Source organism: Arthrobacter sp. RT-1 (genome assembly GCF_003367205.1).
In the GTDB taxonomy this organism is placed as follows: Bacteria; Actinomycetota; Actinomycetes; order Actinomycetales; family Micrococcaceae; genus Arthrobacter.
The window spans coordinates 57794-79741 of the sequence record NZ_QRGQ01000040.1 but is presented as its reverse complement, the minus strand read 5'-3'; the positions used below and the strand labels follow the sequence as shown (position 1 = coordinate 79741).

Sequence of the window (21948 nt, the reverse complement as noted above, 5' to 3'; positions counted from 1 at the left end):
AAGAGAGGAGGAGCCATTTTCACCGTAGTCCTGAGCTCGAAAATGCTGCCGGGCAGTCTTACTGCCTCCAAGCTAGGCATGGCAGGAGCCCAATCATCCGCGCGGGTGGACCACGGTGCGGGTAATAGGTGGTTCATTGGGGAAGCTGCGGAAACTGCGGGAATCGGCCCGACACGAACGGCGCTGGTCAGTCCTCAAACAGCGGGGAAAGCCGGGTGTCGCCTGAGCAGAACCTCACGAGGGCAAGGCAAGGCACCGCTTATCCAAAGAGGGAGCGTTTGAGGATGCCCATGCGCACGGCCGTAGGACACCGCACTCAAACGCCTGGTGCGGCGCGTTGTGGCTACCCGCACTCGGCGAGCTGTTGGCCCCACATCATTTTGGAAAGTTACTGGCCGGGGGAACCGTAAGCCGTCCGGAAAAACAGCTCCGTCACGGCCGCCAGCCGCCGCGGATCCTCCACGCCGCACAGCTCCCGGGCGGAGTGCATGGACAACAGCGGAACCCCAACGTCCACCGTACGGATTCCCAGCCGCGTGGCCGTCAACGGACCAATGGTGGAACCGCAGGGAATCGCGTTGTTGGAGACGAATTCCTGGAACGGCACGCCGGCCTCGGAGCAGAGCCGGGCCCAGAACGCGGCGCCAGGCGCGTCCGTCGCATACCGCTGGTTCGCATTGATCTTCAGCAGCGGCCCGCCATTGAGCACCGGGTGGTTGGCGGGGTCGTGCCGTTCCGCATAATTCGGGTGTACCGCATGCCCGGCGTCTGCCGAGACGCAGAACGACGCCGACATCGCCTGCCGCCGCTGGCTCACCGAGGCCCCCAGGCCGTCGGAGATGCGTACCAGAACATCCTCCAGAATGGGCCCGCAGGCGCCGGAGCGGGAGTTGGAGCCGATCTCCTCGTGGTCAAAGGCGGCAAGGACGGCGATGGGCCCGGAAGCAACCCCACCGGAGGCGTGCGAAATCAGCGCAGCAAGCCCCGCATGGGTGGACGAAAGGTTGTCCAGCCGCCCGGATGCGAAGAACTCACCTGAACCCCCGAAAACCGCAGGGGCCTGCGTGTCCGCAACAACGACGTCGTACCCGCCAATGCGTGCAGGATCCACGGAAGCATCAGGCACAGAAGAAGCCAAAACGTCCAGCAGGTCAAAATCAGCCGGGTTGCCCAGCCCCCACACGGGGTTCATGTGCCGCTGCTTATCAAGGGTGAGCCCCTCGTTGACGGCCCGGTCCAGGTGGATGGCCAGCTGCGGAAACCGGAGCAGGGGGCCGGTTTCCGTCAGGTGCTCGGTGCCGTCCAGCATCACCAGCCGGCCCGCAAGCTGCAGTTCCCGGTCAAGCCAGGAGTTCAGGAGCGGACCGCCGTACACCTCCACACCGGCCTGGAGCCAGCCGTGGGCGCCGGTGGTCGGCTTGGGTTTGAGCTTGAAGGACGGCGAATCGGTGTGGGCCCCCAGGATGTTGAATCCGGTGGTGGGTCCTGCGCCCCCCGGAACCACCCACGCGATCAGGGCGCCGTCGCGGATGATGAAGAACGAGCCCGGCCCGCCCTCCCACGGCTCCAGCTCATCAAGCCGCGTAAACCCCGCCTCCTCCAGCCGCCGGCCCGCCTCGCGGACCCCGTGAAAGCTCGACGGCGATGCGCTGACATAGGCGCCAAGGTCCCTGATGTGGTCTGCGGCGGAGGAATCGAAAGGCATGCTCCCGAGTCTAGATGGTTACGTTAAGCCCCGCCGTGTACCCCTGCGCCGCCGATCCGGTCATCGTGGCGAGCTGGTAAATGCCGCCGTCGTTCCGAAAGACGCTGTCCGACTGCAGGGTGGTGCGACGCATCGCGGCCACGCTGTCCTCGTACCCGGACGTGGCGTAAACGTCTTCACAGGCCGCCTGCGTGAGGGCAATCTGGGAAACGGCCAGCACCTGCCCTGCCGTGGTGGCATTGCTCATGGACTCGAACACCTCAAAGTGGATGTGCGGCCAGCGGCGCGGATAGGCGCCGGGGAAGATCGATATGAAGGTGGCCTGACCGTTGGTGTCCGCTTCCTGGACCCCGCGAAGGTAGTTTTCATTGGCCAAACCGGAGTCGTACATGGAGTACTTCCCGTCCCGGTCGCAGTGCCAGGCATAAACGGCCGCCCCGGCCAGCGGCCGGCATCCGTTCGCGTTGTCCAGGAGTGTCAGGGTGAAGGTCAGCGGGACGCCTTCCGCCTTGCCGGAAAAGGCACCGAAACTTGACGTGATGTCGCGGCGGACCACTCCGGAGGCTGTCAGTGCATCCGGTCCGTTGGAGCCATCGGCCGGGAAGGGCCCTGCCGTTTCCTTTGGAATGTCAACGCCGCACTCTGTAATCGCCCGGGTAACCGTGGGGCTGGCCGGGGCGGAGGATATCCCGCCAGGTGCCGGGGCGGCCGGGGAGAGGGAAACGGACGACGGCGACGGGCCGGCGGGTGTGCCTTGCCCGGGCGTGCAGGCAGCCAGGGCTGCCACGGCGCCGCCCGCGCCAAGGAACCTCCCCAGGAAACGGCGGCTCATCATCGTTGACAGGTCGAAGTCGAGTCCCCGGTCATGGTTCGGATGCGGCTGCCTGGCGTCCGCGCCGGGATCTTCGGGCGTGCGGAAAGTGGTCATGACTCCATCAAAGGCCACCACGCGTGCCTTGCATAGGTCCGTATCAGCCGTGCATAGATCTGTATCAGTAGTCCGGGTTGCTGGGGACCACCAGGCCGGTCTCATACGCATAGACCACTGCCTGGACGCGGTCGCGGAGGTGCAGCTTGGTGAGGATCCGGCGGACATGCGTCTTGACGGTGGCCTCGGACAGGAAGTAGCGGTGGGCAATTTCAGCATTGGAAAGACCTTCAGCCATCGCCTCCAGCATTTCCGTCTCCCGCGGCGTGAGGTCTGCCAGCAGGGGGTCCGGTGCGGGCGCGGCAGGTGCCGGCCGGGCCGAGCCGCGGACGTACGTTTCGAGCAGGCGCTGGGTGATCCGGGGCGCCACCACGGCGTCGCCGCTCGCCACTACGCGGACGGCATTGATCAGGTCCGACGGCGCCGCATCCTTCAGGAGGAACGCGGACGCACCTGCCTGGAGACCGGCGAAGGCATACTCGTCCACATCGAACGTGGTCAGGATGATGATCCGGGCGCAGGAGCCGGTGGCGGTAATGGCCCTGGTTGCCTCGATGCCGTCCAGGACAGGCATCCGGACGTCCATCAGCACCACATCCGGGTTCAGCTCGCCCACCAGCCGGATGGCCTCGGCGCCGTCGGACGCCTCACCCACAATCCGCAGGTCCTCCTCGCCTTCCAGGATCAGGCGGAAACCCATCCGCAGCAGGGGCTGGTCATCCACCAGCAGGACGGTGATCGGGGCGTTTTCGGTCATACCTTGCCTTGCAGTTCGTGCGGATAGGGACTGAGTTCCGGCTGGTCATCGCCCGGCCAGCACAGCACGGCGTGGACGCGCCAGCCGCGGCCGGTTGGACCGGCCTCCACCGTGCCGGCGTAAATGCGCGCACGCTCCGCCATCCCCGCCAGCCCCTGGCCGGTTCCGTAGGAGCCGGCCTGGACGCCTCCCTCACTGGGCTGCTGCCCCGGAAACCCCGCGCCGTCGTCGAGCACTTCAATGGTGACCGTGGAACCGGACCGGACGATGCTGACGTCCACCCGGCCCAGCGACCTGGCGTAGCGGAGCACGTTGGTGAGCGACTCCTGGACGATTCGGTAGACCGTGAGCTGGAAGGCGGCGTCATCGGGCAACGCCGGGCCGCTGTGGGAGTAGTGCAGCGGCAGCCCGGCCGTGCGGAACCCTTCCAGCAGCTTGGCCAGGCTGTTCCCGGCGGCGATCGGCAGCCTGGGGGCGGTTGCGCCGGCATCATCCCGGAGGACGCCCAGTACGCGCCGCATGTCGGCAAGGGCGGTGCGGCCGGTCCGGGACAGCTCGCCCAGCACGTCACCGGCGCGTCCCGGGTCTTTCCGGACCACGACGGCGGCGCCGTCCGACAGACTGATCATCACCGTCAGCGAGTGGGCAACGACGTCGTGCATTTCCCGGGCGATCCGGTTCCGTTCGTTGACCGAAGCCAGGCGGGCTGTCCGTGCCGCCCAGGCCGCCACCTCCTGCTCGTGTTCCCGCCGTTGCTTCACGCCGATGCCGATGCCGGTGGCGATGACGTTGGACAGCGCGATGCTGGCACCGGTGGCAATGCTGGTCAGGAGGTTGAAGTCGCCCTGGTTGGCCCCCACGTCGTGGACGAAGGAGCTTTCCATGGGGTGGGTGTGGGTACCCACGGCGGCCAGCAGGTAGAGGAGAGCCAGCGGCGCGGTGGCCACCGCCATGGTGATCAGCGCGAACCGGCGGGTGTGGACCACGGCCACGGCATAAAGCGAGAACCACAGCCCGGCGGAGACGTTGGAGCCCCAGGGATGCAGCAGCGTAACGGCCACCTCCACCACCGCCACGAAGGCCACCAGGCCTACCGGGTGGGCCCGGCGAAGGAACATCGCCGCCGCCACCGCCGCCAGCAGGGCTGCCGCGGGCCAGTTGCCGGAGATGACGGCATCAACCACTGTCGGCGTCACCAGCAGTGCATAACCCAGCGCCACCACCGCATCCATGACGCGCGGGTGCTGGTAGAGATACCGCCGGACAAGTCCCCGGCGGCGGGCCGTGAGCTCGGCAAAGGACGCGTCAGCCTGTCCGGCTGCCGCGTCCATTGCAGGTCCCCCCTGGTTCATACGGGTCAGACGTCGCGTTTCTTCAGCACGATCATGGCCGGAATGAGGAACAGCAGCACGTAACTCAGGAAGATCAGGCCGCCCTGCCATGGATCGATCACGCCGTCCGTGTGGCCAATGGACAGGAACCGTCCGCCGGCGTCGCTCGGAATGTACTGCGGGACGTACTTCCAGAAGTCGCCGGGGATGAGCGTGAGGAAACTCGCGGCAATGGACAGGACGAAGAAGATGCCCACCAGGACGGTGATGCCGCCGGCCGAGTTCCGCAGCAGGGTTCCCAGCGAGAGTCCGATCAGGGCAACGCCCGCCACATAGAGGCCGCCGGTGAAGATGCTGTACAGCACACCGTCGGTGGACCAGTCCAGGTCGAAGCCGATGCCTTGGAACACCGGCATGGCGATCAGGAACGTGGCCACGCCCGCGATGGTGGTGATGACGTACGAGATCACGGCAAGAATGATGGCCTTGGCCACGAAGGCCGGTGTGCGGCGCGGAACGGCATTCATGGTGGAACGGATCATGCCGGTGGCGTATTCGGAGGACATGAACAGGACTGCCAGGGATCCGAGGACCAGGATGCCGATCTGCAGGCCGGCGTTGGGCAGGTTGTAGAGGTCGAATCCGGATCCCGGCGGGAACGTCTGTTCCATCATTTCAGGGGTCAGGGTCTGGCCCTGGTCCCTGGCATTGCGGATCATCTCGTCCAGGAATGTGTAGCGGATCAGGACGGCCAGGGCTCCCACGCCCACGATGGCCACCAGTGTGAGCAGCAGCAGGATGCGGGTGGACATCAGGGACCAGAGTTTGATCCATTCGGAGCGGAGTACGCCGCCGAAAGTGACGCCGTGGGACCCTGCCGAGGAACGGGCGGGGGCGGCAGCGGTTGGTGTTTGGGTGCTCATGGTCCTTACTTTCCTGCCGTCGCCGGGGAGGCCAGGGCAGGCCCTCCGGTCAGGTGCGAGTGGTATTCAACTTCATCCTTGGTGAGGTCGAAGTAGGCGTCTTCCAGGCTCGAAACCTGCGGCGTGAGTTCGTACACCAGGACACCGTTGCGGAGCGCCACCTCCGCGATTTCGCGCGGCCCGATGCCGGTCACCGTCAGGGTTTCCGGTTCGCTTTGGTCCACGGTGACGCCGTCTCCTGCCAGCAGTGAAGAAAGCTGCGGGGCGGAGTCCGTGCGGACCAGCGTCCTGGACTGGCGGGTGCCGGCGATGATTTCCTGGACAGGGGCGTCGGCGATGATGCGGCCGCGGCCGATGACGATCAGGTGGTCGGCGGTCTGGGCCATTTCGCTCATGAGGTGCGAGGAGAGGAAGACGGTTTTGCCCTGGTTCGCCAGGTAGCGGACCAGGTTCCGTACCCAGAGGACGCCTTCGGGATCCAGGCCGTTGACCGGCTCATCCAGGATGAGCGTTTGCGGGTCGCCAAGGAGGGCGGCGGCGATGCCCAGCCGCTGGCCCATGCCCAGCGAAAAGCCGCCGGCTTTCTTCTTTGCCACGGCATCAAGGCCGGTCATCTCAATGACCTCATGGACCCTCGCCTTGGGGATGCCGTGCGTGGCAGCCATGGCCAGGAGGTGGTTGTATGCGCTGCGGCCCGTGTGGACGGCCTTGGCATCGAGCAGGGCACCCACCTCGTGGAGCGGCGCCTTGTGGTGTGCGTAGGGCAGCCCATTTACCGTGACGGATCCCGACGTCGGCCGGTCCAGTCCCATGATCATGCGCATGGTGGTGGATTTACCGGCGCCGTTGGGGCCCAGGAAGCCGGTGACTTGCCCTGCCCTGACAGTGAAACTGACTCCGGCCACGGCGGTTTTCGCGCCATAGACCTTGGCCAGGTCTTTTGCCTCAATCATGGATATGTTCCTTCGGACGGCAGCGCAGGGCTGCGGATGGGTTCAGGTACGCGGTGTACCCCTTACGCTACCGATGCCGATGCCCCATTTCGCCTGTCTCAGGGATGATTCAGGGGCAACTCAGGGTAGTCCCCGTGGATGACCGTCAGCCCAACAGGCGGCCCGCTCTCCTAGGAGTGGGGCGTGTAATAGGCCAGGGCCCGGGGAACCACGCTGTACTTCACGCTGCGCACACCGGCCAAGGCCTCGCCGTCCACCGCCAACGCCATGGGCGCCCCGCCGGCATCGATGCGGACCTCTGTTGCCTCCCTCAGGTGGGTGATCCGCGAACCTGCCACCGTTCCGGTCAGTACCGACCACAGGAGCCGGAGCCGCGCGAACGATTCATCGGCCGTGATCAGCCTGACGTCCAGGACCCCGTCGTCCAGGACCGGGCGGAGCAGCGGCGCGTGGTCCCGGGGATAGTAGCGGCCCCGCCCCACGTAGGCGATCCACACCTTGTGCAGGACACCGTCCACCGTGAGAGTGACGGGCGTCCCCGCGGCGAAGGTCCTGATCATCGCCACGACGCCGGCGAGCGGTTTCCCGAGCGTTGGCTGCAGCTGCTCGCGCCGCCGCACCAGGTCCGGGTAGAGGCCGATGCTGGACGTGTTCAGCATGATCAGCTCCGCAACTTCAGGCTGTCCCGCCAGCCCGCGCTCCACGGCGACAATGCCGATGTCCGCCAACGCGGCCTCGCCCCTGGAGGCAGCCGCAACGGCTTCCTTGAGGCTTCCTGTTCCTGCATCGCGGGCAAAATGGTTGAGCGTCCCGCCCGGCAGGACCAGGAGGGGGATGGACCGTTCGACGGCGGCCGCGGCCGCTGCGCCCACCGTGCCGTCGCCTCCCCACACACCGAGGGCGCGGGTGCCCGGCCAGTCCGCAGTTGCAGCGATTTGCGCCAGCAGCTCATCCTCGGGCTGAACGGTGTTGATATGCGCCTTCGGGAATACTTCTTTGAGTGCGGCGGCCGTCTCTTCCCTGAACGAGCCACCCAGGGTGTTCACTACGATGCTCAGGCCCTCGCCTCCCGGCAATTCGGGCGCAGGCGTCCAGGTCCGCGCGGGCTGCGGGAACGGTGGACGGACCGGCCACCACCTGCGGGTTACCAACGCTGCTCCTGCCCCCAGCGCTGAGCCAAAGAAGACGTCCGAGGGCCAGTGCGCCCCGGTGTGGACCCGGGAGTAGGCCACCCCCAAGGCGGCCGGCGCCAGGGCAGCGCCTAGGGCGGGCCGGACCAGGCCCACTCCCACGGCAAACGCCACGGCTGACGCGGAGTGTCCCGACGGCATGGAGGAGCTGGTGGGTTGGGGATGGACAAACCTGAACACCGGGAGGTGCTCTGGCAGCGGCCGGGTGCGGGGAAGCAGCGTTTTGAAGACGCCGTTGGTCACAGCCGATGCCACAGCCTGGGCCAGCAAACCATGCAGGGCTGCCCGGCGGGTCTTTCCCGGGAAAGCGGCCATCACGGCGGCCGCCGCAATCCAGAGCTTCCCATGATTGCCCGAAGCCGAGAGCCTGCGGAAAAAGTCGTCGTGGTTGCCGCCCGGCAGATCGGAAACATGCTTTACAAGGTATTTATCCAGCCGGCCGATCCATCGATGGCTGTTACGCCATGTGCTGTGCATGCCCTCACCCTACCGCCACCGCCGGCACGGACGCCCCATCACCTTTAGGGCTTAAAACCCCAACGCTCCATCACCTGTTGCGGCGAAACCCGGAACGCTCTCTCACTTATGGCGGCGAAACTCGGAACGCTCTCGCAGGTCCAGCGGCTTACGTGGTTTCAGCCGCCTGCTTCGTTTTGAGCGGCTTGGCTGCACCGGCGAGCAAGAGTGCCAGGAGAATCGGGGCCAGGATCGCAAGCAACGCCAGGTGGATGCCAGTGAGGTCCCCGAGGTACCCCAGTAGGGGAGGACCGGCGAGGAACGAGATATAACCGAGGGTGGATACAACGGATACCCTTGCGGCGGCGTGCTTCGGGTCGTCGGCCGCGGCGGACATTCCCATTGGGAATGCCAGCGCTGCTCCGACGCCCCACAGCGCGGCACCAGCTGCGGCCAGCCAAACGTTCCCGGCGAGGACGAAGAGGCAAAGACCGGCGGCGGCCGCCGCCATGCTGGCCCGCAGTACGGCGACGCGGCCGTACCTGTCGATGACCTGGCCGCCGAAGAACCGCATGGCTGTCATGGCCAGGACGAAGAGGGCAAACATCAGTGCACCGGTTGACTCTGAGGTTCCGAGTCCGTCGACCGATGCTTTGGCAATCCAGTCGTTGCCGGCGCCTTCTGTCAGGGTCGCCCCCAGGACCACAACACCGATGAGCAGGGTGCGGCTGTCCCGCCATGCAGAGGGTCCCTTGGCGGGCTTGGCTTCGCCGGCGGGGGTGGCAGTTGGGATGTGTGGCAGGAAGTAGCGGGGAGCGATCATGGTGACCACAACGACGATGCCGACGATGACCAGCAGATGCACGGGAAGGTCCACCCCCAGGTTAGAAAGTCCCGCGCCGATAAGCGCGCCCACGAAGGCGCCGCCGCTGAATGCTGCGTGGAACTGCGGCATGATGGTGCGGCGCATTTTGTGTTCAACGTCGGCCCCCTCAATGTTCTGGGACACATCCCACAGGCCGATGGCGATGCCGAAGAAGAACAGGGAGACGGCCGTGCCGGGAATCGATGCGACGGCCAGTGACAGGGCGATGCCGGTACCCGCTGCGGCGGCCAGCAGCCCGCCTAAACGGACAGTATTGGCCGTTCCCAGCCGGCCCACCACCAGGCCGGCCGTGGGCAGCGCGAGCAGTGAGCCGACGGCGGTGCACAGCAGGAGCGTCCCCATCTGGCCGGAGGTGATCTGCAGCGTTTCGGTGACTGCCGGAATTCGTGCAGCCCAGCTCGCAAAGACCAGGCCGTTGATGCCAAAGACCACGAATGTGGCCACCGCTGCTGCCTTTAATCCCGCTTCATGTGCCGTGCCGGTATTCAGGCTCATACATTCACTACTTCCACTGAGTATTTATCGAGTTGTGCGCGCTCTTCGGCGCTGAAATCTTTGTCCGTCACCATTACATCTACCCGCTCCAGGCTTGCCACAAGTACCCTTGCTTGCGCGCGCCACTTGGCCGCAGCGGCTGCCAGCACCACACGTGCGCCGGCTTCGAGGCCTGCGCGTTTCACCGCCGCATCCTCCAGGTCGTGCGCAAGCAGGCCGTCCTTGAAATCCACCGCGCAGGGCGTAACAACGGCGGTGTCAAAACGCAGGGACCGGATGTTTGACTCTGCCAGCGGGCCGCGGAAGCACAGTTCCCCGGGGACCAGGTTTCCGCCGGGCAAGAGGAGCGATGGGCGGACACCGGCACCGCCTTCCTCACCGGCTGCAGCATTGAGCGACCGCAGAGACATGGGCATCAGCGTCAGGTCCCTGCCAGCCACGGCGCGTGCCACCTCCGTGGCCGTACTGCCGCTGTCCAGCCATACGTGTTCACCGTCCCGCAAAAGCTTGGCAACGGCCGTTGCAATCCGCTTCTTGACGTCCTGGTCCTCCAGCTCACGCTGGCCGTAACCCGGGTGCCCGCCGTGGGCTATGAGGCTCCTGGCTCCGCCGTGGATGCGCCGCAGGACACCGTTGGCGGCCAGGACTTCAAGGTCGCGCCGGATCGTCGCCCCGGACGCATCACAGGCGAGGATCAGCTCATCCACGCTGACCTCGGATCGTTTGCGCAGCATCTCTGCAATGGTGCGATGCCGCTCGTCCGTCTTCATGATCAAATGATAGCAACCAATGATTGTTTAATCATCAGCATGCGCAAGTCCGGTGTCGGTACAAAAACCTGCGAAAGCTGAGAGGGCGTCGCGGGAAAACCCGCGAAAAGTGAGAGAGCGTCCGGGGTTAGCGGGCGCGCACCACCCGTTGCTCGTCCCAGACCGGCTCGTCTGATTCGTACACTTTTCCGTCGGAGCCGAACACCAGGAAGCGGTCGAACGTGCGGGCGAACCAGCGGTCGTGCGTGACCGCCAGGACCGTCCCCTCGAAGTGGTCAATGGCCCGCTCCAGCGCCTCCGCGGAGTGCAGGTCCAGGTTGTCCGTGGGCTCGTCCAGCAGCAGCAGGGTGGCTCCGCTAAGCTGCAGCAGCAGGATCTGGAACCGTGCCTGCTGGCCGCCCGAGAGGGACTCGTACTTCTGCTCCGACTGTCCTGCCAGCCCGTAACCGTCCAACGCCCCGGCGGCGGCCTCACGGCCAAGACCGGAACGGTGCTCGTCGCCGCGGTGCAGGATCTCGAGGAGTGTCTTGCCCAGGAGATCCGGGCGCACGTGGGTCTGGGCAAAGAATCCCGGCCGGATGCGGGCCCCGAGTTTTACCGTGCCCTCGTGGGGAACTTCGGCGATCTCGACGTCGGACACCGGCAGGTGCTCGCGCTCGGGGTCGGTGCCCCCAGTGGCCAGCAGGCGGAGGAAGTGGCTTTTGCCCGAGCCGTTGGAGCCGAGGACGCCCACGCGGTCGCCGAACCAGACTTCTGTGGAAAACGGCTTCATGAGCCCGGTCAGTTCCAGCCGTTCGGCCACGATGGCGCGTTTGGCAGTCCTGCCGCCCTTGAGCCGCATGTGCACGTTCTGCTCAATGGGCAGCGCCTCGGGCGGGCCCGCCTCGAGGAACTTCGCGAGGCGGGTCTGGGCCGCGTGGTAGCGGTTGGCCATGTCCGAGCGGAAGGCAGCTTTGTTCTTGTACATATTGACGAGTTCCTTGAGCTTGACGTGCTCCTCGTCCCAGCGTTTGCGGAGCTCCTCGAAACGGGCGTTCCGGTCAGCGCGCGCCTCCACGTAGGAGCCGAATCCGCCGCCGTGGATCCAGGCCGCAGCGCCGTTGATTCCGGGCTCCAGGGTCACGATGCGCCCGGCGGCGTTGTTCAGCAGTTCACGGTCGTGGCTGATGAAGAAGACGGTTTTCCTGGACTCGTTGAGCTTGTCCTCGAGCCAGCGCTTACCGGGCACGTCCAGGTAGTTGTCCGGTTCGTCCAGGAGCAGGAGGTCGTCCGGTCCGGCGAAGAGTGCCTCCAGGACCAGGCGCTTTTGCTCACCGCCGGAGAGGCTCGACGCCGGGCGGTGCTGCGCGCGGTCAAAGGGGAGTCCCAGCGCGGCCATGCAGACCTCGTCCCAGACGGTCTCCACGTCGTAGCCTCCGGCGTCGCCCCAGTCCACGATGGCCTGCGCGTAGCGCATCTGCGTGGGTTCGTCGTCGTGCTCGATCATGGCCAGTTCGGCCTCGTCAACCTCGCGGGCGGCGGCAGCCAAGGCAGGCGGTGCTGCGGACACGAGCAGGTCACGCACGGTGGATTCGTCCCGGACCTGGCCCACGAACTGGCGCATGATGCCCATGTTTCCGGACCGTCCGATGACGCCCTCGTCCGGGGTGAGGTCGCCGGCGATGATCCGAAAAAGAGTGGTTTTTCCCGTCCCGTTGGGTCCGATCAGCGCCGTCTTGGTGCCGTCCGGAACCTTGAAGGTCACCCCGTTCAGCAGCTGCGTGCCGTCGGAGAGAAAGTAATCGATACCGGAAACGTCAATATGGGCCACGCAGTCCATCTTCCCACGCGGCCCGTCGGGTTGACGGTCAGCCGGCGGCGGTGAGGAACTCCTTCAGCAGCGGCCCGGATGTTGTTGCTCCCAGTCCGCCATCCTCCACGAAGACGGCCACGGCAAGGTCTCCGTGCACGGCCACAATCCAGGCGTGGGTCTTGGGCGGATTCTCTTTGCCGAACTCGGCGGTGCCGGTCTTGGCGCCCACGGGCTCACCCGGAACGGACGAGAGGAACCCGGCGTGTCCGGAGGTGACGACGGCGCGCATCATGTCCGCGAGGGAAGCGGCCTCGGCCGCCGTGATCGGCTGGCCGGACGCCGTCGAGGGTGCTTCAGCTGTCGCCGTCGCAGACGGCTGGGCGGCCGGAGCTGTGGAACCGCTGGTGGTCCCGGCGGCGGCAGCACCGCCGTCGGGGTTCAGGACCAGCTGCGGCGAGACAGGCGCGCCCTTGGCCACAGAACCTGCCATCATCGCCGCCGCCAACGGCGACAGAAGTACCTTGCCCTGGCCGATCATGGAGGCGGCATGCTCGGTTCCGGCTGCTTCGGCGGGGACGGAACCGAGGAATGCCTCCGCCCCAAGTGCGGGTGCCTCCACGGCCAGGCCCATGGCCATGGCTGCCGCTTCGAGCTGCCCCTGAGACACCTTGTCACGCGCGGCAATGAAGGCGGTGTTGCAGGAATGCGCGAAGGCATCGCGGAGGGTGACGGAACCGAGGGAACCCTCGGGATACCCCTCCGCATTCTTGAACGTCCGGCCGTCCACCGTGAGGGTAGGCGTGCATTCAACCTTGGATTCGGGAGTGAGGCCGTTGCGGAACATCGCCAGCGAGTCCACCATCTTAAAGATCGAGCCCGGGGCGTACTGCCCCAGCATTGCGGTGTTGTAGCCGTTGCTGCCCGGCCCGGAGGCGGCCGCAAGGACCGCTCCGGTGGAGGGGCGCAGGGCCACAATGGCGGAGGCGGGACCCACTTTTTCCAGGGTGCTTTCGGCGAGCGTCTGCAGCCCCGGGTCCAGGGTGGTCTTCAGGGGCGTCCCCGGCGTCGGCGCCACCTCAAAGAGCACGCGCCTGGGGTCGGTGGCTGACGACTGGATCTGTTCGCGGGTCAGGTCTGCACGCTGGGCGCGGATGACGACGGCGTCCGTCCCCCTCAGCTGCTCGTCGTACTGTTGCTGCAGGCCGCCGATGCCCGTCACATCGCCCGGCGTCAGCGCTCCTTCCGAGGCTTCGATCTGCTCAGCGGTCGCCTCACCAACGGAGCCGAGCACAGCGCGGGCAAAAGTCCGGCTGGGCGCCAGCGGCATGGACGCTGGAATGGCCCGTGCGCCCGGGATGGCGGCAATCTGCTCATTCGTGATGGTCCGGCCCTCTTCACGCAGGGTGATTGCCGGCACGAAGGCGGAGGCACCGGATGCCTTGACCTGCTCCACATATCCGGCGGGATCGACACCCACCAAAGCGGCCAGCTTTCCAGCTGAATCGGCAGGATCGGCGGCACCCAGCTGCGGCTTGTCGATACCTACATTCACCACGGGGCGGTACGTGACCAGCGGGACGTCGCCGGCACCGAGGATATCGGCGCGCTGCGGAGACTGGGCACCCTTGGTCAGGATTTCGGAATCCGCGAGGCCCGGCACCAGGAGGGCTGGCTCCCAGACCGTGAGCCACTTGTCGCCGGACTTCTTGAATTTGGCCGACACCGTGTACTTCCACTGCGCGTCACCGAATGACCAGGTGTAGTTCAGGGGCGACGACGCGTTGTCGCCGTCCAGGGTGAGTTCGCCGGCTTCGACGGTGGGCTTTTGCGGATCAAGGGCAGCAAAAACGGTCTTGAGCTGGTCGTTGGCAGCTCCGGCATCCTTGCCGTCGAACTCCACCGACGCGATATCCAGACCCGAAACGGCGGTGGCCAGCTGTGAGGCTGCCGCCTCGGCACCACTGCGGCCGTCGTCGCACGCTACCAGCGATGTTCCGAGAATGAGCGCAGCTACGGCTGCCGAAAGTTTTGTTTTTTTCCCCATCGCGCCATTATGCCCCGGTTTCGCCACTCCTTTTGCCCACATTGGGGCGGGTGCCTTTCGGCTCACTTTCCTCGCGAAGCCGACATTCCCAGCGCCGGCACTCCCATCCCGAATATGTCCTTAAGGGCATGTGTCGCGGCGTGCAGTCCGGGCATTCCGGTGACCCCCGGACCCGGCGGAGTGGATGACGAACATAGGTACACGCCGTGCAAGGGGGTGCGCCATGGGGCACGGGAAACCACCGGCCTTTGGACCAGGCCCCGCAGGTCCATGGTCCCCACGCTGAAATCACCGCCAATGTAGTTCCGGTTGTATTCGGCCAATCCAGCGGCGGTGACCGCATTCGTCTGCACTATGAGGTCGCGGAAGCCCGGCGCGTAGCGCTCCAGCTGCGCGGTGATGGCCTCGGTCATGTCCTTGGTTGAACCTGCCGGAACGTGGCAGTAGGTCCACACTGTGTGGCGTCCTTCCGGCGCCCGGCCGGCGTCGAACCGTGAGGGCTGTGCCACCAGGACGTACGGCCGTTCCGGATGGCGGCCCGCATTGACCTCATTCTCTGAATGGGCCAGGTCCCTCCTGGTACCGCCTACATGGACCGTGCCGGCGTCGGCCAGTTCGGGCGCCTGCCAGGGCACGGGCCCGGACAGGATGAAGTCCACCTTGCACGAGCCGTTTCCGTAGCGGAATGACTCCAAGGCCCGCCGGTAGCCGTCAGGCAGCGACTGGCCGGCCATGGCGACCAGTCCGCGCGGCGAAACGTTGAGCAGCGTGGCCTTGGCAGGGGGAAGGTCTGCAAGCCTGTCTATCGGAGCGTTCGTATGGATGGCGCCCCCGTGCGCCTTAACATCCTCGGCAAGTGCGGCAGCGATTGAAGCGGAGCCTCCCAACGGGATGGGCCATCCCTGCGCGTGCCCGAGGGCGCCCAGCATGAGTCCGGCGCCGGCGCCGGCGAGGGAGGGCTGGCGGGAGATGGCGTGGGCGGCAACGCCGGTGAGCAGGGCGGGAGCGTACTCCTCGCGGAACCTGGCGTTCCAGGCCCCCGTTCCCTGTTCCATGGTCCGCAGCCCAAAAATACCGGCGGCTGCAGGGTTGCGCGGTATCCGAAAGAGCTGGTTTTGCGTAAAGTCCATGATCCCGTCCACGTTCCGGACCAGGGGCGCCATGAGCCTGCGATAGGCGGCGCCGTCCCGCCCGAGTTCCGCTGCCGTCCGGTCCAGGGACCGGTAGGCAAGTGCGGCGCGTCCCCCGTCCAGCGGCGAACCGTAGGAGATCTCCGGGGTGACCATTTCCACCCGGCGGGCCAGTTCGAATGCCCGGAAGAAGGGCGAGGCGAGGGCCATCGGATGGACAGCCGAGCACACGTCGTGGAAGTGGCCGGGCTGCATCAGTTCGGTGGTGCGTGTCCCGCCGCCGATGGAAGCGGCTGCCTCGAAGACCTCCACCGAAAGTCCGGCGCGGGCCATGACTGCCGCTGCCGACAGCCCGTTGGGGCCGGCTCCCACCACCACAACATCAGGCATTCGAAGGTTCCTTCCAGGGCAGGAGTGAATCCGCCGGCCGGCGCAGGCTCAACCGAATCCGGTCCGGCGCGCCGGCAAAGGGCCCGCCATGGGGATCATCGGTGTGGTGCCGCCGGATGGGATCATAATTCGGGTCATAAATGTCCCACGTAACGCGGGCCATGAGATAGGCCACCGCAAACATGTGGGCAGCCACGGCGAGGACGTAGTAGGGCATATCCAGGTTGTGCTGGGAGGAGCCTGCGCTGGTCACCTGTCCAAGGTACATCCACACGGCGGCCCAATGCAGGCCCTCAATTCCCTGCCAGACAAGGAAGTCGCGCCACCGGGGCCGCGCCAGCGCCAGGAGCGGGATCAGCCACACCACAAACTGCGGGGAATACGCCTTGTTGGTGAGGATGAGGGCGCCCACCAGAAGAAAGGCCACCTGGGCAAGGCGGGGCCGCCGGGGAGCGCTGAGGACAATAACGGCAATGGCGGCACATGCCACCACCAGGAGTGCGGGCGAGAGCAGGTCCACAGCGGCCGGACTCAGCTCTGGCCAGCGCAGCCTGCCGGCCACCAGGTTGTAGGCGAACCAGGGCGAACTGTAGCCCGCATCGCGGTCAGCCGTGTACCGGAAATAGTGGGCCCAGCCGTCAAAGTTTGTGGCCGCGAACGGCAGGTTCACTGCAATCCAGCTGCCGGCCGCCGCCCCGCCCGTGACCAGCAGGGCGCGCAGCCGGCCGGTGCGAAGGGCGAGCAGCAGGATGGCTGCCAGGAACAGCAACGGGTACATGTTGCTGGCCGTGGCCAGTCCGATCAGGATCCCGGCCGGCACCAGCCGCTGCTGCGCGAAAAAGTACATGCCCACAGCGAGCAGGCAAACCGTCCACAGGTCCCAGTTCACGGCGCCCGCGAGAATGATCCCCGGGGCCAGTGCCACCATCGCTGCGTCCCAGGGCCGGCGGGCTGACATCCTCGCTGTTGCCAGGACGGCGATCATGGCCGCCCCTGCCAACAGTGCCGCGTTGATGTCGAAATACGCCAGGACCCGTCCGTCCGTCACGCCGGTTCCCGGGACCAGCCACGCCGTCAGCCCGGCGATCAGTCCTATGAGGACGGGGTATTCGAACTGATTGGTGAGGATGGGGAAGCCTCCCTCAGCCAGGCCGCGGTGTGAGAAAAGCTCGGGAAAATCCGAATAGCAGGTGGCGTAGAACTGGGTGGGGGACTCCCAGCCATGGGCGCGGCAATAGCCTTTAAGCAGGACACCGACGAGCGCGGCGGCAAGGGTGAGGAGGATCAGGACCCGTTCCACGGTGAATATCCCGGGTGAAATAACGCCGGGGTCCGATCTGCGGCCCAGCGGACCGCCAATGACTTCCGTGAAGTTCCGCAGCAGCATGTCGCTGCGGCTGGGAACCACCAGTCGGGACCGTCCTCGGCGCCCCGGGGGCTGGGTCTCCTCCATGGAGTTGAGCTTACCCGTGTGGCTGCAGGATGAGGTTTAACGCCGGAAGGGCCTGTATCGTCGCAAGGTGTGCCGGGCAGTATTTTGCCGGCAATTGTCCTTCCAATCGTGAACGAATGTACGGCTGCTTGCCGCAGGGAACCAGCAGTCTTCAGGGGGTTATAGGTGGAGAGCCAAAGGGTCAGCGGCCATGCTGCCGGACGACGCTCCGGGCTGGCCGCAGTGCCGGGCCCGGCTGCTGCGCAGTGGTGGATGCCGGTGTCCCTGGGCCTGCTGGGCTTCTGCGCGGCGTTCCTAGGATCGTGGATTCCCTCGTTCTGGGATGACGAGATCGCCACCATTTCCGCGGCCGGCCGGTCTCCGGGAGAGCTGCTTCTGCTGCTGCAGTCGGTGGACGCGGTTCACGGCCTCTACTACCTGATCATGCATTTCTGGACGTCCGTCTTTGGTTTCTCGGAAATTTCCATGAGGATGCCGTCGGCGTTTGCGGTGGGGCTTGCCTGCGCCGGGACGGCCCTCATCGGGCGGAAACTGGCGTCCGAATCCCTGGGTTTTGCCGCCGGCCTGGTGCTGGCCGTCCTTCCCCGCATGGTGTGGGCCGGAACCGAGGCCCGGCAGTCTGCTTTCACCGCCCTGCTGGCCGTGGCCCTCACGCTCTTGCTGCTCCGGGCATGGGAGTCCAACCGGATCCTCGACTGGGTCCTCTACGCTCTCTGCGCAGTGGTGGGCGTATGGATGTTCATGTTCTTCGGCTTGGCCGTCGCGGCGCACGCAGCCGCAGCAGTCATACTCCGGCGCCGGGTGCTGGCCACTCTGGTGGCCTGCTCCGCGGCCGGGGCTTGTGTGCTGCCATTCCTGATCTACGCCCTGGGGCAAAAGGCACAGGTGGACTGGATCCAGAACCGTTCCCTGCTGCAGAACCTGATGACCGCGGCCGTCAAACAGTACTTTTACGGCGACGACCGTCCCACCGGGAACATGCCTCCGCAATGGGTTCTGGCGTTTGTGGTGCTCCTCGGCGTGGTGGAGATTGCCTTGCTGGCGTGGGGCCTTTGGTCCGCCCGGCACAGCACTGCCCTGCGTCCCCTTCTGGTCCTGTGCTTGGCAGGCGTAGCAGTCCCCGTTGCCGGGCTCCTGCTGGTCAGCGTCGTGGCCCAGCCCGTCTACGTCGCCCGGTACCTGACGTTCACCGCCCCTGCGTTTGCCCTGCTGGTAGGACTGGGCATTTCCAGGCTTCCCGCCAAGCACACATGGCTCCGCCCCATGGTGGTAGCTGGAGTTATCTGCTGCAGCCTGGTCCCGCAGCTCACACTCAAGAGCCTGGTGAATGAGCCGGCCGATACCGAACGCCGGATTGCGGCGCTGCTGGATCAGCAGGCGCCGCAACCCGCCGCCATGGTGTTCGGCGAGCCGTACCTCCGTGACATGGTGCTTGCCTATCCGGAACGTTTCGACGGCATCCAGGACCTGTCCCTGGAGGAAACGCCGGCAGAGTCAGGGACGTTGTGGGGCCTGGACGCCCCCGTCACCGCCGCTGAACTGTCCGGCCGCGGCGAAGTGCTGTTTGTCGGGCTCGGAAATGCCGCCCCCAGCGACCTCTCCGCCTTCACCGCCGCGCAGTGCCGGGAGACCGGCAACCGGCCCTTCCAGCGGCTGGTCCTGATCTCCTTCACCTGCTCCTGAAAGTCCCGGCCGCAGAGGTCCCGCCGCACATGCGGCAGGACCTTCGCGGCCGTACATGTCAGCGCAGCCCGCTCATCTGTTGGTGCATCAGGACAAATACGTCATTCCGCTGCCGCTCCAAGAGGTCTTGGTTGAACAGCATCCTGCTCCTGGTCCGCCGTGGCGCAGTGAACAGCAACTTCCGGAGTTTTCGGATCATCGGTTCTCACCTCCCTACGGGGTGACAGCCAGCCTTATAAATGGGCATAACAAAATAAGGCCGCGTTGAAAAGGAATTAGCGCCCACATAATTGCGCTACAAATTCGCCGAACCATTCGAGGGTATTTTGGCGGAAACGGGATTTCCGGCAGGCGACCGAGACCCATCGGAAAACTGGTTCCGAATTATGGGATGCGGGAGTCCGCGCTCACAGGAAATGCCCGGAACCGCCGCAAGCTGCACGCCACCCAGAAAGGGGAGGCAGGCCTAGGGACGCGAAATTCCGCCAGATATACCGTGAATACCTTGCCGCCCCACCAGGGGACGGAGGACAAGGGCAGGCGTCAGCAGCCTGGCTGGCCCCCGAACAGGTGCGCATTGTGCGCGGGGGCCGGGTGCGCGGTGATGGTGGTCTTCCGTCCGCCAGTCAAAGTCATCATTTCTCCCAACCTCCTTTTCCTCTGTTCGCTGCAGACAAAGCGTGCAACCGGGGCGCTGACCCCGGCAGTTGGCTCTGGGGTCAGGAATAAAAGTACACCAGGATTCTTCCGGTGACTACTGCTTTTGGGGAATTCAGCAACCCTAATTTACAAAAAGGGAATTAAAGGCCCCAGCGGACAATTGCGGGCGTCCTCTTATCCCACCCCAGTGTGCAGACTTTTGCGGTCCCCAGGATGAAGTGCCGGCCCTCCGTGGGCGCCAGTTCCAGCCACCGGGCCGTGAGGATCCGCGAGAAATGGCCATGCGCAACGATCAGCACATTGTCCATTCCCGATTCCAGGACCCGGCCAATGATCTTATCCGCCCTGGCCGCAACCTCGTCCAGCGTCTCGCCGTTGGGAACACCGTGCGTCCAGATGAGGTAGTCAGGGTTGTCCTTGCGGATCAGGTCCGAGCTGATGCCTTCGTAGTCGCCGTAGTTCCACTCCACTGCCAGCGGTTCGTGCTGCGCGTCCGGAAATCCCGCCAGTTCCGCGGTCCGCCGGGCACGCCGCAGCGGCGAGGTGAGCACCAGGTCGAAGTCGACGGCGTCGAGCACTTTACGGGCTTCCACAGCCTGCTGTTCGCCTTCGACCGTGAGCGGGAGGTCCGTGAGCCCGGTGTACTGGCCGCTCTTGGACCACTCGGTCTCGCCGTGCCGGAGGATCCAGAGCTGGGGGCGGGGGGCAAGGGCGGGATCGGTCACTTGGTCTCCTCAGACGGGGAAGGTTCGACGGCGGCGGGAGACTTTCCGGCCTCCGCCGCGGCAGGAGCTGATTCGGGCTGTTCGGCCCACCAGCGGAGCAGCCGTGCCTCCGCGTCCTCGACGGGCAGGGGACCGTGTTCCATCCGCTCATTGAGCAGGAACTTGTACGCCCTGCCCACCACGGGTCCGGGCTTGAGGCTGAGCAGTGCCATGATCCGGGCGCCGTCCAGGTCCGGCCGCACAGCATCCAGGGACTCCTGCTCCCGCAATGCGGCGATGCGGTCTTCAAGGTCGTCGTAGGCAAAGGCCAGACGCTCGGCCTTCCTCTGGTTCCGTGTGGTGACGTCTGAGCGGGTGAGCCGGTGCAGGCGTTCCAGCAGGGGCCCGGCGTCTGTGACGTAGCGGCGGACCGCCGAATCGCTCCAGCCGGCGTCGCCGTAGCCGTAGAAACGCATATGCAGCTCCACCAGCCGGGCCACGGCCTTGGTGGTGTCGTTGTCGAAACGCAGGGCCTTCATGCGTTTGGTGGTGAGCTTTGCCCCCACCATGTCGTGGTGGCGGAAGCTGACCGCCCCGCCAGGTTCGAAGCGCCGCGTCGCCGGCTTGCCGACGTCGTGCATCAATGCTGCGAACCGCAGCACAAAGTCGGGCCCGGGCACCGGGCCGTCACCGTCCGTCTCCAGCTCCGCTGCCTGTTCCAGCACCTGCAGGGAGTGCTGGTAGACATCCTTGTGGCGGTGGTGCTCGTCGGACTCAAGGCGGAGGGCGGAAACTTCGGGCAGCACGAACTCGGCGAGGCCCGTGTCCACCAGCAGGTCCACGCCGACCCGGGGCTGTGCCCCGCAGATAAGCTTGACCAGTTCGTCGCGCACCCGCTCGGCGGAAATGATGGTAATGCGTTCTGCCATGCGGGTCATGGCTTCCCGGACGTCGTCGGAAACTGACACGCCCAGCTGCGCCGCGAACCTGGCGGCCCGCATCATCCTCAGCGGGTCATCGGAGAAGGAGGCCTCGGGCGCTCCCGGGGTGGCCAGCACGGAGGCGTGCAGGTCGCGGACGCCCCCAAAGGGGTCCACGAGCTCCATGGCGGGCAGTTTCAAGGCCATGGCATTGATGGTGAAGTCCCGCCGCAGCAGGTCGTCGGTCAGGGATGAACCGAATGCCACCACGGGTTTGCGGGATTCGGGATCGTACGCCTCCGCCCGGTAGGTGGTGATCTCAATCTGGAATCCGTCCTTGCGCATGCCGATGGTTCCGAAGGCACGCCCGATCTCCCAGAAGTTGTCAGCCCACTTCTTGATGAGGGCCACGGTCTGGTCCGGGGTGGCGTCCGTGGTGAAGTCCAGGTCGGGGGAGGTCCGCCCCAGGAACAGGTCCCGCACCGGCCCGCCCACCAGGGACAGTTCGTGGCCGGCGTCCACAAAGCGCTGGCCGAGCTCCAGGACCACCGGGTCCACCTGGAAATCGACGGTGTGGGAATCAGTCTTGTGATGTGCGTGCGCCATAGTTACTTAAGCTTGGCAGAAACCTGCGGCCCGGCAGGCCAAAAAAGCGTCAAGATCCCGTGGATTCGGTCCGCCGCCGGGAAACTGCGTCATATGCCGTCCATGTTGGTGTCATGTTCCGGTCATCACGAGCGGGCAACAGTCGTTAGAGTGGACTCCATGGCCCATCCAG

Annotated in this window: 16 protein-coding genes; 1 reads left to right on the top strand and 15 read right to left on the bottom strand. The window is 65.8% G+C overall.

Annotated features, from left to right (window positions below; translation table 11 throughout):
- Positions 1-388: 388 nt before the first annotated feature.
- The 13 genes from DXK94_RS18505 to DXK94_RS18445 form a co-directional block, all read right to left on the bottom strand.
- Positions 389-1705, bottom strand: a complete 1317-nt coding sequence (locus DXK94_RS18505; RefSeq protein WP_115526048.1) for a M18 family aminopeptidase — start codon at positions 1703-1705, stop codon at positions 389-391.
- A 10-nt stretch (positions 1706-1715) separates the two neighbouring features.
- Positions 1716-2633, bottom strand: a complete 918-nt coding sequence (locus DXK94_RS18500) for an intradiol ring-cleavage dioxygenase (protein ID WP_115526047.1) — start codon at positions 2631-2633, stop codon at positions 1716-1718.
- 64 nt (positions 2634-2697) lie between these two features.
- Positions 2698-3390, bottom strand: a complete 693-nt coding sequence (locus DXK94_RS18495) for a response regulator transcription factor (protein ID WP_079597917.1) — start codon at positions 3388-3390, stop codon at positions 2698-2700.
- Positions 3387-4721, bottom strand: a complete 1335-nt coding sequence (locus DXK94_RS18490; RefSeq protein WP_258868609.1) for a sensor histidine kinase — start codon at positions 4719-4721, stop codon at positions 3387-3389. Before DXK94_RS18490 ends, DXK94_RS18495 begins: the two co-directional genes overlap by 4 nt.
- 26 nt (positions 4722-4747) lie before the next feature.
- Positions 4748-5644 carry an ABC transporter permease gene (locus tag DXK94_RS18485; protein WP_115526045.1) on the bottom strand — a complete coding sequence of 299 codons (897 nt, stop codon included), beginning with the start codon at positions 5642-5644 and terminating at the stop codon, positions 4748-4750.
- 5 nt (positions 5645-5649) lie between these two features.
- On the bottom strand, positions 5650-6597 hold the full coding sequence (locus tag DXK94_RS18480) for an ABC transporter ATP-binding protein (protein WP_079597920.1): 948 nt from the start codon (positions 6595-6597) through the stop codon (positions 5650-5652).
- 170 nt (positions 6598-6767) lie between these two features.
- The gene (locus tag DXK94_RS18475; protein WP_115526044.1) at positions 6768-8264 is read right to left on the bottom strand and encodes a bifunctional phosphatase PAP2/diacylglycerol kinase family protein; all 1497 of its coding nucleotides are present in this window, start codon (positions 8262-8264) and stop codon (positions 6768-6770) included.
- Between the two features lie 148 nt (positions 8265-8412).
- Positions 8413-9624 (bottom strand): MFS transporter, encoded by a 1212-nt coding sequence (locus tag DXK94_RS18470; RefSeq protein WP_115526043.1) that lies wholly within the window; start codon positions 9622-9624, stop codon positions 8413-8415.
- Positions 9621-10394: a DeoR/GlpR family DNA-binding transcription regulator gene (locus tag DXK94_RS18465; RefSeq protein ID WP_115526212.1), complete on the bottom strand. Its 774-nt coding sequence runs from the start codon at positions 10392-10394 to the stop codon at positions 9621-9623. Before DXK94_RS18465 ends, DXK94_RS18470 begins: the two co-directional genes overlap by 4 nt.
- Positions 10395-10521: 127 nt before the next feature.
- Positions 10522-12204: an ABC-F family ATP-binding cassette domain-containing protein gene (locus tag DXK94_RS18460; RefSeq protein WP_079597976.1), complete on the bottom strand. Its 1683-nt coding sequence runs from the start codon at positions 12202-12204 to the stop codon at positions 10522-10524.
- A gap of 37 nt (positions 12205-12241) precedes the next feature.
- Positions 12242-14230 carry a penicillin-binding transpeptidase domain-containing protein gene (locus DXK94_RS18455; RefSeq protein ID WP_115526042.1) on the bottom strand — a complete coding sequence of 663 codons (1989 nt, stop codon included), beginning with the start codon at positions 14228-14230 and terminating at the stop codon, positions 12242-12244.
- A 62-nt stretch (positions 14231-14292) separates the two neighbouring features.
- A complete protein-coding gene (locus DXK94_RS18450) occupies positions 14293-15750 on the bottom strand; it encodes an NAD(P)/FAD-dependent oxidoreductase (protein WP_115526041.1) in 1458 nt (485 codons plus the stop codon).
- The gene (locus DXK94_RS18445; RefSeq protein ID WP_115526040.1) at positions 15743-17203 is read right to left on the bottom strand and encodes a glycosyltransferase family 87 protein; all 1461 of its coding nucleotides are present in this window, start codon (positions 17201-17203) and stop codon (positions 15743-15745) included. Before DXK94_RS18445 ends, DXK94_RS18450 begins: the two co-directional genes overlap by 8 nt.
- A 165-nt stretch (positions 17204-17368) precedes the next feature.
- Here DXK94_RS18445 and DXK94_RS18440 point away from each other — a divergent pair, with 165 nt between their 5' ends.
- A complete protein-coding gene (locus DXK94_RS18440; RefSeq protein WP_115526039.1) occupies positions 17369-18886 on the top strand; it encodes a glycosyltransferase family 39 protein in 1518 nt (505 codons plus the stop codon).
- Positions 18887-19686: 800 nt separating this feature from the next.
- Here DXK94_RS18440 and DXK94_RS18435 read toward each other — a convergent pair.
- Positions 19687-20271, bottom strand: a complete 585-nt coding sequence (locus DXK94_RS18435) for a histidine phosphatase family protein (RefSeq protein ID WP_079597928.1) — start codon at positions 20269-20271, stop codon at positions 19687-19689.
- Positions 20268-21776, bottom strand: coding sequence for a CCA tRNA nucleotidyltransferase (locus tag DXK94_RS18430; RefSeq protein ID WP_115526038.1), 1509 nt, complete (start codon positions 21774-21776; stop codon positions 20268-20270). Before DXK94_RS18430 ends, DXK94_RS18435 begins: the two co-directional genes overlap by 4 nt.
- Positions 21777-21948 lie beyond the last annotated feature (172 nt).

Bases quoted from the DNA above. Each gene is read 5' to 3' on its own strand.
- DXK94_RS18500 (WP_115526047.1), bottom strand. From the start codon at position 2,633: ATGACCACTTTCCGCACGCCCGAAGATCCCGGCGCGGACGCCAGGCAG.
- DXK94_RS18465 (WP_115526212.1), bottom strand. From the start codon at position 10,394: ATGAAGACGGACGAGCGGCATCGCACCATTGCAGAGATGCTGCGCAAA.
- DXK94_RS18455 (WP_115526042.1), bottom strand. From the start codon at position 14,230: ATGGGGAAAAAAACAAAACTTTCGGCAGCCGTAGCTGCGCTCATTCTC.
- DXK94_RS18480 (WP_079597920.1), bottom strand. From the start codon at position 6,597: ATGATTGAGGCAAAAGACCTGGCCAAGGTCTATGGCGCGAAAACCGCC.
- DXK94_RS18470 (WP_115526043.1), bottom strand. From the start codon at position 9,624: ATGAGCCTGAATACCGGCACGGCACATGAAGCGGGATTAAAGGCAGCA.
- DXK94_RS18490 (WP_258868609.1), bottom strand. From the start codon at position 4,721: ATGGACGCGGCAGCCGGACAGGCTGACGCGTCCTTTGCCGAGCTCACG.
- DXK94_RS18485 (WP_115526045.1), bottom strand. From the start codon at position 5,644: ATGAGCACCCAAACACCAACCGCTGCCGCCCCCGCCCGTTCCTCGGCA.
- DXK94_RS18495 (WP_079597917.1), bottom strand. From the start codon at position 3,390: ATGACCGAAAACGCCCCGATCACCGTCCTGCTGGTGGATGACCAGCCC.
- DXK94_RS18450 (WP_115526041.1), bottom strand. From the start codon at position 15,750: ATGCCTGATGTTGTGGTGGTGGGAGCCGGCCCCAACGGGCTGTCGGCA.
- DXK94_RS18475 (WP_115526044.1), bottom strand. From the start codon at position 8,264: ATGCACAGCACATGGCGTAACAGCCATCGATGGATCGGCCGGCTGGAT.
- DXK94_RS18445 (WP_115526040.1), bottom strand. From the start codon at position 17,203: ATGGAGGAGACCCAGCCCCCGGGGCGCCGAGGACGGTCCCGACTGGTG.
- DXK94_RS18505 (WP_115526048.1), bottom strand. From the start codon at position 1,705: ATGCCTTTCGATTCCTCCGCCGCAGACCACATCAGGGACCTTGGCGCC.
- DXK94_RS18430 (WP_115526038.1), bottom strand. From the start codon at position 21,776: ATGGCGCACGCACATCACAAGACTGATTCCCACACCGTCGATTTCCAG.